Source organism: Pseudomonas sp. ChxA (genome assembly GCF_030263855.1).
GTDB classification, from domain to species: domain Bacteria; phylum Pseudomonadota; class Gammaproteobacteria; order Pseudomonadales; family Pseudomonadaceae; genus Aquipseudomonas; species Aquipseudomonas fluorescens_CB.
Genome location: NZ_JARPMK010000001.1, coordinates 5294376 through 5310939 on the forward strand (window position 1 = coordinate 5294376; position 16564 = coordinate 5310939).

Below are 16564 nucleotides of genomic sequence, written 5' to 3' on the forward strand. Positions count from 1 at the left end.
CTATGGCCTTCATAGCGAGCCTTGATTCGCCGTCCCACGTGCCCGCGACCTACACTTTGTCCATGTTGTTCCAACGGACAGAGGATTGATCATCATGGGCAAACGTCACCCCAACTTCCCCGCCTGGCAATGGCGCACTCAGCCACAGGCTCATCAGCACCCCACCAACCTGGGCCTGCAACTGCTTGCCGTACCTTTGCTGATCATTGGTTTTCTGTTGATGGTGTCAGGCGTGTTCAGCTTCAGCCTGGCCAGCTTTGCCATCGGCGTCGTCGGTCTGTTGGCGGGCGTGGCGCTGCAACGCCACGGCCGCACGCTGGAAGCCCAGGGCAGCCAGCACTTCTAAGGATCAGGCGAAGACCACCACAGTCTGGCGGCTGATGGCGATCAACTCGCCGGTCGGGCTCCAGAGCGCGGCAGCGGCATGGCCGTAGCCGTCGCGGGCGTGCTCGATGTTGACGTAGTACTGGCACCAGTCGAGGGTGGTCAGGTTTTGCAGCGGCTGGATGAACTCGATGGTCCAGGTCAGGGTGCTGCCCGGCGCCGGTTTGGTCAGGTGTGGCAACAAGGCTGGTGGCCAGGCGTCGACCAGGGCAAGAATATGCGACTCCGTCAGCGGCTCTTCCTTCACGTCGCCACGCAAACGCACCCAACCGCCCATGTCGCGGGATTTATTACCGGTAAACGGCAGGCCGCCGACACTCCAGCGCATCGCCAAGTGGCGCATGAATTCGGGGGTAACGCCCTTGATATAGGGCAGCTCCTGGCACTCATCCCAGTGTTTGAACACCGGCGGCGGCTCGCTCGCTACATCAATGACCGACTCGCGGGCTGCGCCAAAGCTGGCTTGCACCAAGGTCGCCACTTCGCCGTTCTGCACCACACGGCCGAGCAACTGGCTGACCGCCTTGCCTTCGCGCAGCACTTCGACCTGGTAACTGGCGGGCACATCCGGCGCTACCGGGCCGACAAAAGTGATAGCCAGCGAGCGCAAAGGGCGATCCGCCGGCACTTGGGCGCGCAAGGCTTCGTATTGCAACGCAGCCACCAGGCCACCAAACGTCGCGCGGCCCTGCGCCCACTCGGCGGGGATGGTCACCTCCAACGGGTTGTTACGGGCGGCATCGAGCAAATCACTAAAGCGCATGGCAACCTCACATCCAGAAAACCGATGCAGGGATCTTAACCAGCAGGCTGGCCAGGCACAGCGCCTATTCCGGCCAAAAGCCGGACCGGTTAGAAACAATCCGCGCTGAGCTTGTCCAGTACCCGATCCGCCTGGCCTTCAGCCTTGGCCATGGTACGGTGCCAAACCGCAACGCACGGCTGCAGGTCGGGTTGATGTTCGGCCTGGGCCAGCCATTGCCAGCAATCGTGCCAATCGCCCAGGGCGCCTTGCGCTTGCTTGAGGCGTTGCATCGCCTTGGCAGGCAGTTTGTCCAGTTCCGGGTAGGCTTCGGCCGCGTAACGCACGCGCTTGATCAGCAGGCGCAGACGGTGGCGGTCATGATCAGGGTCTTTGAGGGCGTCATCGAGTTTCAGCCATTGCTTGGCCAGACGCTTCTCGATGCGCGGGCGCAGGCCTTTGAGCAGTTTCTGGTGTTGGGAGGCGCGGATAAAACGCGGGAAGGCATCCAGGATCAGCAGCAAATGCGCGAGCTCCGGGCTTTGCGCCACCTGGCGATAGGCATCGGCTTGCAAACGCAGGCGCCGGTCGGCCGCCGCGTGATGACCGTGCTGGTGCAGGTACGCCGCCAGCACCTCACGGTCACGCAGCGGCGTGGTCAATTGGCCGACCGTGCTGGCGGCCAATTCCAGTTGCTCGACACCCGGCAGCCCACGCAAGGGGCGCAACAAACTGCGCAGGCGCCGCACGGTAGTGCGCAGGTCATGCAAGGCTTCATCGTCGGTAACGGCGACGAGGCGAGCCTGGCAGCTCAGTAACCCTACTTCCAGGCCAATGACCTGAGCGACTAACTGATCAACCAGCGCTGACATCCCTTCCCCCTTAACGATGAAACCCTGTTCGCCGCTTACCGATCAACGCCCGGCGCGCGACTCACGAATATAGAAACGCGCCTTCTCGGCCTTGTTGGAACAGCCTTCAAACGCTTCGAATTGCTGCTGGGTCTTGGCGCCCGTCAACAACGACAAAGCCTTAGAGTAGCTCACGGTGCCGGCAAAGCCCTCGGCCTTGGCCAAATCCAACTCGTGCCAGGCCGCATCCAATTGCGTGCCACAGCTGTCGCGGTACGCGGTTTTCCCGGCACAACCGGCCAGGGCCAACACGATCACAGGCACACACATCCAGGCTTTCATCAATGACACCTCAAATACAGAAAAACAGTCGTAGGCTGTAGACGTTGCCTACAAGGAAAAGTGCCTTGTGCGCAGCCTGAAATCAGAAACGCCTATTGCCAGAGCATACCCGAGCGTTATGACTATTCTGGAGAAATATTTTGATGCTCTCGGTGACTAAGCGCATTGTGGGCCACTGTTTTGCGAAGGATCAGCTCATGAAAAAACGTGTTGCCTTGGTGCTCGGTTCCGGCGGCGCCCGCGGTTACGCCCATATTGGCGTGATCGAGGAAATCGAACGGCGCGGCTACGACATCGCCTGTATCGCCGGCTGCTCCATGGGTGCCGTGGTCGGCGGGATCTACGCCGCCGGCAAGCTCGACGAATACCGCAACTGGATCGAGAGCCTCGATTACCTCGACGTGCTGCGCCTGGTGGACGTGAGCTTTCGCCTGGGGGCGATTCGTGGCGAAAAAGTCTTCGGGCAAATCCGCAAGATCGTCGGCGAGATCAATATCGAAGAGCTGCGGATTCCCTACACTGCCGTGGCCACCGACCTGACCAACCAACAGGAAATCTGGTTTCAGGAAGGCTGCCTGCACCAGGCCATGCGCGCTTCGGCGGCGATTCCCAGCCTGTTCACGCCGGTAATGCAAGGCAACCGCATGCTGGTGGACGGCGGCCTGCTTAACCCGCTGCCGATCGTGCCGGTGGTGTCGAGCCATTGCGATTTGATCATCGCGGTCAACCTCAACGCCACCAACCAGAAGCACTACCACCTGCCGGTGATCCAGCGCCCGCCGGCGTTCAAGAGCCGCTTCAACAGCCTGGCCAAATCACTCGGTTCGCACCTGCCGTTTCGACGCAAGCAGGCCGAGCAACTGATGAAGCTGGAGCAGGAAGCCTTGCAGTCCCAGGCCGCCGACATCAACCCGTGGCTGGAGTCGGCCGAACCCGAGGCCCAGCAACCTGCGGCCGCCCCGGAAAAACAAGGCGCGCCGAAGTCCGCGACCGGCTCGTTCATCATCGATAACGTCGGCCCGGCGTCACTGCTGGACCTGATCAACCAGAGCTTCGAAGTGATGCAGACCTCGTTGGCGCAGTACAAGATTGCCGGTTACCCGCCGGACGTGCTGATCAACGTGCCGAAGCGCGTGTGCCGTTTTTTCGAGTTCTACAAGGCGCCGGAGTTGATCGCGTTGGGGCGGGAAATTGCCAGTGATACGTTGGACAAGTACGAGAGTGAGCAGGGTTGAACGTGTGGATGTGGCTGATGGCTCTATCAGCAGGGCTGACCAGGAGGGTGGGCGGTCGGGGTGGGGGCATATCCATTATTTAGGTAACGGCGGCCTATGGTTCCGCTCTTACAGCGGGTCACTTTTGTAAAGACACAAAAGTAACCAAAAAGTCTTCGCCCCAACACTCGGTGCCTCGCTTAGGCTCGGCATGCCCGCAATCCGACAGTGATTTGGGGGGTCGCCGCGATGGGCCATCCTTGGCCCAGCGCGGCTAAACCGGCATCCCTGCCGGTTTACCCCCCAAATCACTGTCAGATTCCGGCCATCGTGTTTGACGGGGCGATTTCAGATCAAGATCAAAAGCGCAGATCAAAAGACCGCTGACTTCGTCATCGAAAAGGATGTAAGAGCCAGAGCAACAGCAACAGCAACAGCAACAGCAGAGCCATACTCGGTCAACTGTGGGAGCTGGCTTGCCTGCGATGGCATCAACTCTGTGTACCTGATACACCGAGGTGTCTGCATCGCAGGCAAGCCAGCTCCCACAGAAAAGCAGTTCTTCAGTGTATTCAGATAGGCTTTTGCCTTGCACTTGATCTGGCTTTTGCTTCAACCACTCAGGTCGGCTTTCAGGCCGCCGTGCTGTAGATCTTGATCTTGATCTGCTTTTGATCTGAGACGCCCCGTTAACCACGATGGCCGAACGCAGGCTTGAATCCGTGGGTAACCCGGCAGGACGCCGGGTTAGCCGCGCTGGGCCAAGGATGGCCCAGCGCGGCGGCCCACGGATTCAAGCCGGAGTGAGGGCACACCGAGCCTAAGCGAGGGGCCGAGTGGTGGGGCACAGACCTTTTGGTTACTTTTGGGGCGTTTGCCAAAAGTGACCCGCTGTAAGAGCGGAACCATAAGCGGCCGTGACCGCAGCAACGGATATACACACCCACTGCGACGATACCCCCCCCCAACACCCCAACACCACAAACGCCAATATGTGTGTAGATACCCACGCTACGATAAGGCCAGTTCAGGCACTGCAACCTTCAGGCGTTCAACAACCGATACCCCACACCCGCCTCGGTCACGATAAACCGTGGCTGGGTCGGATCATCCGCCAGTTTCTGACGCAGATGGCCTACCACGATGCGCAGGTAATGGCTGTCTTCGGTATGGGTCGGCCCCCAGATATCCTTGAGCAATTGCTGTTGGGTGATCACCCGCCCAGGATGCCGCGCCAGCTGTGCCAGCACCGCATACTCCTTGCGGGTCAGGGCCACCTCGACACCGTCCAGCAGTACCCGGCGATAGGCCAGGTCCACCGTCAACGGGCCGAAACTCAACGCCGCTTCCTGGGCCTCTCCCGCTGGCGCCTGGCGCAACAAGGCGCGCACACGGGCGAGAAATTCCTGGATGCCAAAGGGTTTGGTTACATAGTCATTGGCGCCGCTGTCCAGGGCTTCGACTTTTTGCACTTCGCTGGCGCGCACCGACAGCACCAATACCGGCACCGTCGACCACTCGCGAAACTCGCGCAACACTTGCTGGCCGTCCATGTCGGGCAAGCCGAGGTCGAGCACCAGCAGATCCGGTTTGCTCAATGCCGCTTGGGCCAGGCCCTCGTTGCCGGTGCCGGCTTCGATCACCTTGTAGCCTTGGGAGGCCAGGCTGATACGCAGGAATTTGCGGATCTGCGGTTCATCATCAATGACTAAAATCGTCGCGGTCTGGCTCATGGTGTCCAATCAAAATCCGTGGAAAAAAGAGGGTAGCTCAAGGCTCGCGCTCCGGGCCAGGTTGCGTCGGTAACGGCAGGAATAAACTGATGCAGGTGCCGCGCCCTTCTATACCGTCATCGACGCGGATGTGCCCACCGTGAGCGCCCACCATGCCCTGGCAGATCGCCAGGCCAAGGCCCGTGCCCTGCCCGCCGCGATCACCACGAGCGGCGGTGTAGAACATATCGAAGATCTTCGCACGCTCGTCCTCGGGGATCCCCGGCCCCTCATCGGCCACTGCAAAAAACAGCTGTTCATCCGCCACGCCGGCACTCACCTGCAAACGGCCGTGGGGCGGTGAGAAACGCGCGGCATTTTCGAGCACATTGACCAGCGCCTGCTCGATCAATGCGGCGTGTACATACAGCAGCGGCAACTGCGCCGGCACGTCAGTGTGTACCTGCAACGGCGCCAGCACCGCGCGCAAGCGGCCCATGGCGCTGCCGACGATATCACCCGGCGAGACCCAATCGCGCGCCAGTTTCAGCGCGCCGTGGCCCAGGCGTGTCATGTCCAGCAGGTTCTGGATATAGCGGTCCAGGCGCTCGGCTTCATCGCGGGTGCCTTCCAGCAATTCGCGGCGGTCCTCCAGTGGGATGGCTTCGCCGAGCGCCAGCAGGCTGTCGATGCTGCCGCGCATCGAGGTCAACGGCGTGCGCAAATCGTGGGACACCGAGGCCAGCAAAGCGCTGCGCAGTTGCTCGGTTTCGCCGTGCAGGCGCGCCGACTCCAGCTCCTGCGCCAGTTGCGCGCGCGCCAGAGCCTGAGCCAACGGCTGGCTCAATGCGGTGAGCAAACGTCGGCGTTGGCCGCTCAATTCCAGGCCCGGTTTGGGGCTGACACCGAGCAGGCCTAACGGCCCCTCCTCGCCCGACAGCGGCCACCACCACCAACGCCCAAACGGCAAGGTACCGGTGCCCATGCCGGCCGGTTGATCATGCTGCCAGGCCCAGTCGGCGGCAGCGCGTTCGGCTTCGGTGAGGTTCAGCGCGGCGCCGGTTTCGACCTTCCAGTCGCCCTGGCCGTCTCGGTTCAACAGGCACAGGTCCAGGTCACTCCAGCCTTCCAGGTGATGGGCCGCCGCACTGATCACCGCCTGGCGGTCGGTGGCGGCGGTGAGTTTGCGCGACAGGTCGAGCAGTTCGCTGGTTTCTTCCTGGGTGTCACGCAGAGCCTGCAATTGCCGACGCTGACGCGCCGCGAGGTTGCCGGTCAGCGCGGCCATCAGCAGGAAGAACAACAGGGTCAGCACGTCTTCTTCACGCTGGATGGCGAAGGAGAAACTCGGCGGGATAAACAGAAAGTCGTAGGTCAGGAACGACAGCGCCGCACACAGCAGCGACGGCCCCAGGCTGCTGCGCACACCGACCAACAGTACTGCCGCAAGAAACACTAACGAGATATTCGGCAGCGGCAACACACTGGCCACCGCCCAGGCCAACGCAGCCGCGACGATGGTCGCAACCACCGCCAGCCCATAGTCGAACCACACCAGCCCGCGTACATCCGGCAGGCGTGGCGGCGCGGGCATGTCGTCGCTGTCGAGGACGTTGATCTCCAAACCCCGCGCATTGCGCAGCAAGCGTGCCGCCAAGCCACCTCCGAACAGCCTGCGCCGCCAGCGCATCCGCGACTGCCCCACGAGTAGCAGGCTGGCGCGGCGTTCGGCGGCATGCTGGATCAGCGTCTTGGCCACTTCACCGGCGCGCAGCAACACCACTTCGCCGCCGAGCCGCTCAGCCAGTTGCTGGGCATTTTGCAGGCGCAGGCGCGATTGCTCATCGCGCGCGCGACCGTTATCGATATGCACCAGGCTCCACGGCAAATGCCGACGCTGGGCCACGCGGCTGGCGTGACGCACCAGGCGTTCGGCCTGCGCATCACCGTCCACGCCCACCAGCAAACGCCCGCGCACCGCCGGAGCAGCCTGGCCAAGCTGGCGGTAGCCTTGGGCCAGATCGTCATCGACATGCGCAGCGGCGGTTTGCATGGCCAGCTCGCGCAGGGCCATGAGGTTGGTCTGGGTGAAGAACGCATCGATGGCGGCGCGGGCCTGTTCCGGCACATACACCTTGCCGTCGCGCAGGCGTTCCAGCAGCTCGCGGGACGGCAGGTCGATCAGCAACAGCTCGTCGGCCTCTTGCAGCACCCAGTCCGGCAAGGTTTCACGCACTTGCACGCCGGTGATGCCACGCACCTGATCGTTCAAGCTTTCCAGGTGTTGGACGTTGACCGTGGTGAACACGTTGATGCCGGCGGCGAGCAGTTCCTGGATATCTTGCCAGCGTTTTTCATGGCGGCTGCCGGGGGCATTGCTGTGGGCCAGTTCATCCACCAGCACCAGCTTGGGCTTGGCGGCGAGCAGGCCGTCGAGGTCCATTTCTTCGAGCATCACGCCACGGTATTCGCTGCGCAGCAGGGGTTGCTGCGGCAGGCCGCTGAGCAAGGCTTCGGTCTCGGCGCGGCCATGGGTTTCAACCACGCCTGCGATCAGGCGCACACCTTGGCGCAGTTGGGTGTGGGCGGCCTGGAGCATGGCGTAGGTCTTGCCCACACCGGGCGCCGCACCGAGGAAGACTTTGAGCCGGCCACGGCCGTCCCGTGGCAGATCGGCTAACAGGGCATCGGCGCGGCCGGAGTCGCTCATGCTTTGGAGTTCCTTCAGGTGTTTATTTGGAATCCTTCAGGCCGTCATCGCGGGCAAGCCCGCTCCCACATTTGGAATGCATTTCCCTGTGGGAGCGGGCTTGCCCGCGATGACGGCACCACGGTTTACAGTTTTTCCAGCGCCATGTTCAGCGCCAGCACATTCACCACCGGCGGCCCCACCAGCGGGCTTTCGATGTGCTCATCGAGCAAGCGCTGCAGTGTAGACACCAGTACATTTCGCGCCGCCGCCACTCGCGCCAGTTGATAGGCAATCGCCGCCGGTGGCAAGTGTGGATCAAGGCCGCTGCCGGAGGTAGTCAGGGAGGCCAAAGGCACCGGCCCCTGGCCTGGCACCAACTGTTTATTCGCGTCATCAAAAATACGCGTGGCCAATGCCGGGTTGCTTGGGGCCAGGTTGCTGGCGCTGCTGGAGACCGTGGCGAACGCGCCGGCCGATGGCCGTGGGTGGAACCAGCTGTCACCGGTAAAATCCTGGGCGATCAGGCTGGAGCCGCGCACTTTGCCCTCGGCGTCACGCACCAGGCTGCCGTTGGCCTGGTCGGGGAACGCAACTTGGGCGACGCCGGTGACCACCAGCGGGTAGGCAACGCCGGTGATCAGGGTCATGAGGACCAGCAGGCTCAGGGCCGGGCGGATCATGTTAGTCATCTTGAAATCCTCAATAAATCGAGTAACCACTGTGGAGAGGGAGCTAGCTCCCTCTCCACAAAAAGTGCGATCCAGTTACACCAGGTGCAGCGCGGTCAGGAGCATGTCGATCGCCTTGATGCCCACGAACGGCACCAGAATCCCGCCCAGCCCGTAGATCAGCAGGTTGCGGCGCAGCAACGCCGCCGCACTCGCCGCCTGTACGCGCACACCGCGCAGTGCCAGGGGAATCAACACCACGATAATCAGCGCGTTGAAGACGATGGCCGAGAGAATCGCGCTCTGCGGGCTCTGCAAATGCATCACGTTGAGCACGCCCAGTTGCGGGTAGATCGAGGCGAACAGCGCCGGCAAAATCGCGAAGTATTTGGCCACGTCGTTGGCGATGGAAAAGGTCGTCAACGCGCCGCGGGTCACCAGCAGTTCCTTGCCGATCTGCACCACGTCCAACAGCTTGGTCGGGTCGCTGTCGAGGTCGACCATGTTGGCGGCTTCGCGCGCGGCCTGGGTGCCGTCGTTCATCGCCATGCCGACGTCGGCCTGGGCCAGCGCCGGAGCGTCGTTGGCGCCGTCGCCGCACATCGCAACCAGGCGCCCGTCGTTCTGCTCGTGGCGGATGCGGGCGAGTTTTTTCTCTGGCGTGGCCTCGGCCAGCACGTCGTCCACACCGGCTTCAGCGGCAATCGCGGCGGCGGTCAACGGGTTGTCGCCGGTGACCATCACGGTGCGAATCCCCAGTTTGCGCAGTTCGGCAAAACGTTCGCGGATGCCGGGCTTGACCACGTCCTTGAGGTGGATCGCACCGAGCAGTTTGCCATCGGCGCATACCAGCAATGGCGTGCCGCCGCTCTGGGCGATCTTGTCGATTTCCCGCGAGAGTGCCGGTTGCAGGTCACGGCGTTGTTGGCCGATAAACGCCAGCAGCGAATCGACCGCGCCTTTACGGAACACACGGCCTTGGTAGTCGACACCGGACAAGCGCGTTTCGGCACTGAACGGCACGGAGGTCAACTCGTCCAGGGTTGGCTCGGCCTGAGGGTGCAGAGTGCGCAGGTATTCAACGATGGATTTACCTTCCGCCGTGTCGTCCGCCAGGGACGCCAGCAGCGCGCCTTCAGCCAGGTCGCGACCACTGACGCCCGGCGCCGCGATCACGGCCGCACAACGACGGTTGCCGAAGGTGATGGTGCCGGTTTTATCCAGCAGCAACACATGCACGTCACCCGCCGCCTCCACGGCACGCCCGGATTTGGCGATGACGTTGAGGCGTACCAGACGGTCCATACCGGCAATACCGATGGCCGACAACAGGCCGCCGATGGTGGTCGGAATCAACGTCACCAGCAGAGCAACCAGGAACACCAGCGGCAAGCTGCCATTGGCGAAGTGGGCGAACGGCTGCAGGGTGACCACCACCAGCAGGAAGATCAGCGTAAGGCCGATCAGCAGGATATCCAGCGCCACTTCGTTAGGGGTTTTCTGGCGCTTGGCGCCTTCCACCAATGCGATCATGCGGTCCAGGGTGGACTCACCCGGGTTGACGGTGATGCGCACCAGCAACCAGTCCGACACCAGCCGCGTGTTACCGGTAACGGCCGAACGGTCGCCGCCGGATTCACGGATGACCGGCGCGGATTCGCCGGTGATCGCCGCTTCGTTGACGGCCGCGATCCCCTCGATGACCTCGCCGTCACCGGGGATCATCTCCCCGGCAGCGACGCGCACCACATCACCTTTGCGCAGGCTGGTGGCCGGCACGACTTTGAAACTGCCGTCGGCTTCTTTGCGGCGCGCGCTGAGGCCTTCGCTGCCGGCCTTGAGGCTGTCGGCGCGGGCCTTGCCGCGACCTTCAGCCAAGGCTTCGGCGAAGTTGGCGAACAGCACGGTGAACCACAGCCACACGGCGATCTGTACGGCGACAAAAGTCGGCACGTTGATGTCGGGCACAAAGCACAGCACGGTGGTGAGCATGGCGGTCAGTTCGACCACCAGCATCACGGGCGAGCGTTGCAGTTGGCGTGGGTCCAGCTTGACGAAAGCCTGGACCAGCGCCGGACGCCAAAGAGCGGAGATGGCGGTTTTGGCCGGTTCCTGAGTAGTCACAGGGGCCGCATTTTTTGCAGGCATATTCATTTTCATATCCCCTCTAGCTCTTTATTTAGGAGCAGCCATGCTCAGATGTTCAGCGATAGGCCCAAGTGCCAGCGTCGGCAGGAAGGTCAGGCCGCCCACCAGCAAAATGGTCACGGTCAACAGGGTCACGAACAGCGGGCCGTGGGTCGGGAAGCTGTTCTGGCCAATCGGTGCGGTCTTCTTCATCGCCAGGCTACCGGCCAGGGCCAGTACCGGGAGGATGTAGCCGAAGCGGCCGAGCAACATCGACAAGCTCATCATCAGGTTGTGAAAGGTGGTGTTGGCGCTGAAGCCGCCGAACGCCGAACCGTTGTTGGCACTGGCCGAGGTGTAGGCGTACAGCAATTGGCTGAAACCGTGCGGGCCAGGGTTACTGATGGCACCGGCCGGGCCAGGCAGGCTGGCGGCGATGGCGCCCAGTACCAGGGTGCCGAGCGGCATCACCAGCAAGGTCACCACCAGCAATTGCACTTCCTTGGCCTGCAGCTTCTTGCCCAGGTATTCCGGGGTGCGGCCGATCATCAGGCCGGCGAGGAACACCGCGATCAACACGTTAAGCAACATGCCGTACATACCGGCGCCGACACCGCCGAAGATCACTTCGCCGACCATCATGTTGACCAGCGACACCATCCCGGTCAGCGGGTTGAGGCTGTCTTGCATGCCATTGACCGAACCGTTGGACGCCGCCGTGGTGGCCACCGACCACAACACCGTGCCAGTGGTGCCAAAGCGCGCTTCTTTGCCTTCCAGCGGTGCGGTTTGTTCAACCGCTGGATTGTTCAGCGTCGGGTTGGGCTGGTATTCGGCCCACATCGACGTCGCGCCACCGATCAGGAACAGCGCCAGCATGCAGCCGAGAATTGCACGGCTCTGACGCAGGTCTTTCACGTAGTGGCCGAAGGTGAACACCAACGCTACCGGGATCAGGATGATTGCCGACAGCTCGAACAGGTTGGCCCAGGCCGTCGGGTCTTCAAACGGGTGCGCCGAGTTGACGCCAAAGAAGCCACCGCCATTGGTGCCCAGTTGCTTGATCGCAATCTGGCTGGCTGCCGGGCCGAGTGGGATCACTTGGTCCACGCCCTGCATCGTCACGGCATTCGCATAATGCGCGAAGGTTTGCGGCACGCCCTGCCACACCAGGAACAACGCGAACACCAGGCACATCGGCAGCAGGCCGTAGAGGGTGGCGCGGGTCATGTCGACCCAGAAGTTGCCCAAGGTCTTGGTGGACTTGCGCCCGATACCACGGCACAGCGCGACCAGCACAGCCAGGCCGGTGGCGGCGCTGACGAAGTTCTGCACGGTGAGGCCGATCATCTGGCTGAGGTAGCTCAGGGAGGCTTCACCGCTGTAGTTCTGCCAGTTGGTATTGGTCATGAAACTGACGGCGGTGTTGAAGGCCAGCGTCCATTCCTGACCCGGCAATTTCTGCGGGTTGAGTGGCAGGTATTCCTGGAACAACAGCACCGCGAACAGCAACACAAAACCGGCCAGGTTGAACGCCAGCAGCGCCAGCGTGTATTTCTGCCAGCTCTGTTCCTGGTGCTCGTCCACGCCGGACAGGCGATAACACGCGCGCTCGACCGGGCCGAGCACCGGCGAGAGCCAGGTGCGCTGGCCTTCCATCACCTTGTAGTAGAACCGCCCCAGGAACGGTGCCGGCACCAGCACCACGGCAAAGAAGGCGATGATCAGCCAATAGTCATAACTGTGCATAGCCTGCTCCTAGTTCCGATCCGCGCGTAACAGCGCAACCAGCAGATAAATGAACAGCGCCACGGCCAATAGCAGTGACACCCCGTCCAGAACGCTCATGGAAGTCTCTCCGTTTTGCGGCGATTGCCGCGTGTGAGGCAATTGTCCGCAGGAGTGGCGTAAAGGAACGAGAGCGACGGTATGGGCAGGGCGTAAAGACGGCGTAAAGAGTGGGTTTATGCGGGGTTTACAGGGGGATTTTCAGTGCCTGGGCGGGGGGGGTTATCGTGGCGGTGGGGTGTATATCCGTTATTTAGAGCACGGCGGCTTATGGTTCCGCTCTTACAGCGGGTCACTTTTGCAAGGACGTGTACGGACCGGACACATGGTGGACACATGTGCGGGGACATGGTGGACACATTATTGACCATAATCAGGCTTACTAACTTCGATAGTTCGCAAAAAATGATGGCAGAAATAGACATCGAACAGACCATCGCTTTCAGGGTTAGGGCGGATTGCTATGTGTTGCCCTGCCAGGCCTTTTGCGATGCTGAAATAGCTTTTCTGAAAGCGAAAACGGCTGTGATAAACCTTGGCTAATACGTCATCTGGTCCGTATTCAAACTCCGGTAGTTGCTGCGGATAATCCCAAGAACTGCTGCGATAACGGTCCATTGGCACCTTGTATTCCAGCGCCTGATGGGGACGTTGCAGGTTGTATATTTCACGCCATTGATCGAAAGCTAGCTGGGCATCTGCCAGTGTAGAAAAGTGACGTCCGTTAAGGACTTCTGCCTTGAGTGATCGATGGAAACGCTCGATTTTCCCATTTGTTTGCGGATGGTAGGGACGACTGAAACTTATCCGAATTCCCAAACGCACCAGCCAAATGCTCAACTCGGTGATCTCGCCAGGATTACGCGGTGAGCCCCAAGGCGCGCCATTGTCGACGTTGATACGTGCTGGTAAACCGTAAATTTCAAATACCTTGCTCATCTTCTCTTTTACGGTGGTACCTCGCTCGTTATCACACGCTTGGATGGCCAGATTGAACCGCGAATGATCGTCCAGGATGGTCAGGGGGTGGCATCGGCCTTGCTGCATTGCAAAGTGGCCTTTGAAATCCATCTGCCAAAGATCGTTGGGCTCAGGATGTTCAAATCTCAGCAGGGCCCCTGGTTCTTTATCTGAGGGTTTAATCAAGCTATGCCGGTGCAAGACATTCGTGACAGTACTGGGGGCAATTCGCTTGTCCAGCATGCTGCTAATTGTGCGTCCGCCCCATGCCGGATGATCTTGGCGAAGTGCAATAACCTCAGCCTCCAGCTCGGCCTGGGTCAGCTTGGGGCTGCTGACGGGCTTACGTGACTTCTCTTGCAGGCCTGCAGAACCGCCGGCCTCGTAGCGTTTTAGCCACTTGTAGGCTGTCTGCGGACTTATGCCGAATCGTCGGCACAGCTCTCGCTTATTACTGCCGGGTTTCTTTGCTAAGGAAACAAACTCTTCTTTTAGGCTCATGGCGTCTCTCGAGTTCCAGGGCATGATGGCCTCCCGGCGCAGTTAGCTTGCCGAGAAGTGTCCACCATGTCCCCGCACACCCGTCAACCATGTGTCCGGTCCGTACACAAGGACGCAAAAGTAACCAAAAGGTCCTCGCCCCACCACTCGGCACCTCGCTTAGGCTCGGTGTGCCCTCACTCCGGCTTGAATCCGTGGGCCGCCGCGATGGGCCATCCTTGGCCCAGCGCGGCTAACCCGGCGTCCTGCCGGGTTACCCACGGATTCAAGCCTGCGTTCGGCCAGCGTGGTTAACGGGGCGTCTGAGATCAAAATCAAGATCAAGATCTACAGCACGGCGGCCTGAAAGCCGACCTGAGTGGTTGAAGCAAGAGCCAGATCAAGTGCAAGGCAAAAGCCTATCTGAATACACTGAAGAGCTGCTTTTCTGTGGGAGCTGGCTTGCCTGCGATGCAGACACCTCGGTATATCAGGCACACCGAGTTGATGCCATCGCAGGCAAGCCAGCTCCCACAGTTGACCGAGTATGGCTCTGCTGTTGCTGTTGCTGTTGCTGTTGCTGTTGCTCTGGCCCTTACATCCTTTTCGATGACGAAGTCAGCGGTCTTTTGATCTGCGCTTTTGATCTTGATCTGAAATCGCCCCGTTAAACACGATGGCCGCAATTCGACAGGGATTTGGGGGGTAAACCGGCAGGGATGCCGGTTTAGCCGCGCTGGGCCAAGGATGGCCCATCGCGGCGGCCCCCCAAATCACTGTCGGATTGCGGGCATGCCGAGCCATAGCGAGGCACCGAGTGTTGGGGCGAAGACTTTTTGGTTACTTTTGTGTCTTTACAAAAGTGACCCGCTGTAAGAGCGGAACCATAGGCCGCCGTTACCGCAGCAATGGATATGCCCCCGACCGTCCAGCCCCACCAAGACCGCCTCAACGTTAACGTTGTATAGATACCCATGGCCATCACGGACAAGCCCTGCTCACACAGGGAATGCATTTCAAAGGTGGTGGGGCTTGCCCGCGATGGCGTCAGCACTGTCACCACTGCCCCCATCTGGTGCGACGCCGAAACGATTCAAACGCCAAACCGTCCCCGTGGCGACAGTTCGACGCCTTTACGACATGAGTTCGCGCAATGGCATGGCCACTGCAACACCCAGAATCATTTCAACCAGTTCAGGGAGCGCGACACGATGAACACACAACTCAAACCCACCTTGGGCACCCTGCATTTGTGGGGCATTGCCGTGGGGCTGGTAATTTCCGGCGAATACTTCGGCTGGAGCTATGGCTGGGGCGTGGCCGGTACGCTGGGTTTTCTGGTGACCTCGTTGATGGTCGCCGCCATGTACACCTGCTTTATATTCAGTTTCACCGAACTGACGACTGCGATTCCCCACGCAGGTGGCCCATTTGCCTACAGCCGTCGCGCCTTTGGCGAAAAAGGCGGCTTGATCGCGGGCCTCGCGACATTGATCGAGTTTGTCTTCGCACCGCCTGCGATTGCCTTGGCCATCGGCGCTTACCTGAACGTGCAGTTCCCGGCACTCGACCCGAAGCACGCAGCGGTGGGTGCCTACATCGTGTTCATGGGCCTGAATATTCTGGGAGTGAAGCTTGCCGCCACCTTTGAGCTGGTGGTGTGCGTGCTCGCCGTCGCAGAATTGCTGGTATTTATGGGCGTGGTTGCGCCGGCGTTCAGTTTCAGCAACTTCGCCCTGAACGGCTGGGCGGGTTCCGACACCTTCGGCGCGCCGGCGATTGCCGGGATGTTCGCAGCGATCCCTTTCGCCATCTGGTTCTTCCTCGCCATCGAAGGCGCGGCCATGGCGGCTGAAGAGGCGAAAGATCCCAAGCGCACCATTCCAAAAGCCTACATCAGCGGCATCCTGACCTTGGTGATCCTGGCCATGGGCGTGATGTTCTTCGCCGGTGGCGTGGGCGACTGGCGCACCCTGTCGAACATTAACGATCCGTTGCCGCAAGCGATGAAAAGCGTGGTCGGCACCGGCTCCGGCTGGCTGCACATGTTGGTGTGGATCGGCCTGTTTGGCTTGGTGGCAAGCTTTCACGGCATCATCCTCGGCTATTCTCGCCAGTTCTTTGCCCTGGCCCGAGCCGGTTACTTGCCGCCGTTCCTGGCCAAACTCTCGCGCTTTCAGACACCACACCGGGCAATCATCGCCGGCGGTGTGGTCGGCATCGCCGCGATCTACAGCGATGGCCTGATCAACCTGGGTGGCATGACGCTGACCGCAGCGATGATCACCATGGCCGTGTTCGGTGCCATTGTGATGTACATCATGAGCATGCTCAGCCTGTTCAAGCTGCGTAAGACTGAACCGCTGCTGGAGCGCACATTCCGCGCACCGGGCTATCCGATCGTGCCCGCTATCGCGCTGGTATTGGCGCTGGTGTGCCTGGTGGCCATGGCCTGGTTCAATGCCCTGATCGGCCTGATATTCCTGGGCTTTATGCTGGCAGGGTTCATCTATTTCCAGCTGACCGCACAAGACCGTGCCGACGCACCGGCTGACGCAATGTTGACGGGGCTCTGAAGGTTAACGAGGCGGAACAGGCCTACAA

The 16564-nt window shown here is 61.0% G+C and carries 12 protein-coding genes and 1 pseudogene; 3 read left to right on the plus strand and 10 right to left on the minus strand.

Going from position 1 to position 16564, the window contains the following annotated elements; genetic code table 11:
* Nucleotides 1-94: 94 nt before the first annotated feature.
* Nucleotides 95-343: pseudogene (locus tag P5706_RS23715) on the plus strand (terminase); the annotation flags it as partial.
* A gap of 6 nt (nt 344-349) precedes the next feature.
* On the opposite strand, the gene P5706_RS23720 reads toward P5706_RS23715, so the two are convergent.
* The 3 genes from P5706_RS23720 to P5706_RS23730 all read right to left on the minus strand — a co-directional run bounded on the left by P5706_RS23720 (nt 350) and on the right by P5706_RS23730 (nt 2319).
* Nucleotides 350-1147, minus strand: coding sequence for an acyl-CoA thioesterase (locus P5706_RS23720; protein WP_200432797.1), 798 nt, complete (start codon nt 1145-1147; stop codon nt 350-352).
* Nucleotides 1148-1236: 89 nt separating this feature from the next.
* A complete protein-coding gene (locus P5706_RS23725; protein WP_285682137.1) occupies nt 1237-1998 on the minus strand; it encodes a CHAD domain-containing protein in 762 nt (253 codons plus the stop codon).
* Between the two features lie 42 nt (nt 1999-2040).
* A complete protein-coding gene (locus tag P5706_RS23730) occupies nt 2041-2319 on the minus strand; it encodes a hypothetical protein (protein ID WP_010176194.1) in 279 nt (92 codons plus the stop codon).
* Nucleotides 2320-2516: 197 nt separating this feature from the next.
* Between P5706_RS23730 and P5706_RS23735 the strand changes: the two genes are divergently transcribed.
* Nucleotides 2517-3554 (plus strand): patatin-like phospholipase family protein, encoded by a 1038-nt coding sequence (locus tag P5706_RS23735; protein WP_200432799.1) that lies wholly within the window; start codon nt 2517-2519, stop codon nt 3552-3554.
* A gap of 1022 nt (nt 3555-4576) precedes the next feature.
* Here P5706_RS23735 and P5706_RS23740 read toward each other — a convergent pair.
* The 7 genes from P5706_RS23740 to P5706_RS23770 all read right to left on the minus strand — a co-directional run bounded on the left by P5706_RS23740 (nt 4577) and on the right by P5706_RS23770 (nt 14005).
* On the minus strand, nt 4577-5266 hold the full coding sequence (locus tag P5706_RS23740; protein WP_053255124.1) for a response regulator: 690 nt from the start codon (nt 5264-5266) through the stop codon (nt 4577-4579).
* A gap of 37 nt (nt 5267-5303) precedes the next feature.
* The gene (locus P5706_RS23745) at nt 5304-7955 is read right to left on the minus strand and encodes a DUF4118 domain-containing protein (RefSeq protein WP_285682139.1); all 2652 of its coding nucleotides are present in this window, start codon (nt 7953-7955) and stop codon (nt 5304-5306) included.
* 125 nt (nt 7956-8080) lie between these two features.
* Nucleotides 8081-8626: a potassium-transporting ATPase subunit KdpC gene (gene kdpC / locus P5706_RS23750; RefSeq protein WP_285682141.1), complete on the minus strand. Its 546-nt coding sequence runs from the start codon at nt 8624-8626 to the stop codon at nt 8081-8083.
* Nucleotides 8627-8701: 75 nt separating this feature from the next.
* Nucleotides 8702-10759: a potassium-transporting ATPase subunit KdpB gene (gene kdpB, locus P5706_RS23755; protein WP_455930693.1), complete on the minus strand. Its 2058-nt coding sequence runs from the start codon at nt 10757-10759 to the stop codon at nt 8702-8704.
* Between the two features lie 21 nt (nt 10760-10780).
* A complete protein-coding gene (gene kdpA / locus P5706_RS23760; protein WP_285682145.1) occupies nt 10781-12481 on the minus strand; it encodes a potassium-transporting ATPase subunit KdpA in 1701 nt (566 codons plus the stop codon).
* Nucleotides 12482-12490: 9 nt separating this feature from the next.
* Complete coding sequence (gene kdpF, locus P5706_RS23765) at nt 12491-12580, minus strand: K(+)-transporting ATPase subunit F (RefSeq protein ID WP_003218754.1); 90 nt, start codon at nt 12578-12580, stop codon at nt 12491-12493.
* A 300-nt stretch (nt 12581-12880) separates the two neighbouring features.
* A complete protein-coding gene (locus P5706_RS23770; protein WP_285679088.1) occupies nt 12881-14005 on the minus strand; it encodes an IS481 family transposase in 1125 nt (374 codons plus the stop codon).
* A gap of 1166 nt (nt 14006-15171) precedes the next feature.
* Between P5706_RS23770 and eat the strand changes: the two genes are divergently transcribed.
* Nucleotides 15172-16536, plus strand: a complete 1365-nt coding sequence (gene eat / locus P5706_RS23775) for an ethanolamine permease (protein WP_065911944.1) — start codon at nt 15172-15174, stop codon at nt 16534-16536.
* The last annotated feature ends 28 nt before the right edge of the window (nt 16537-16564 follow it).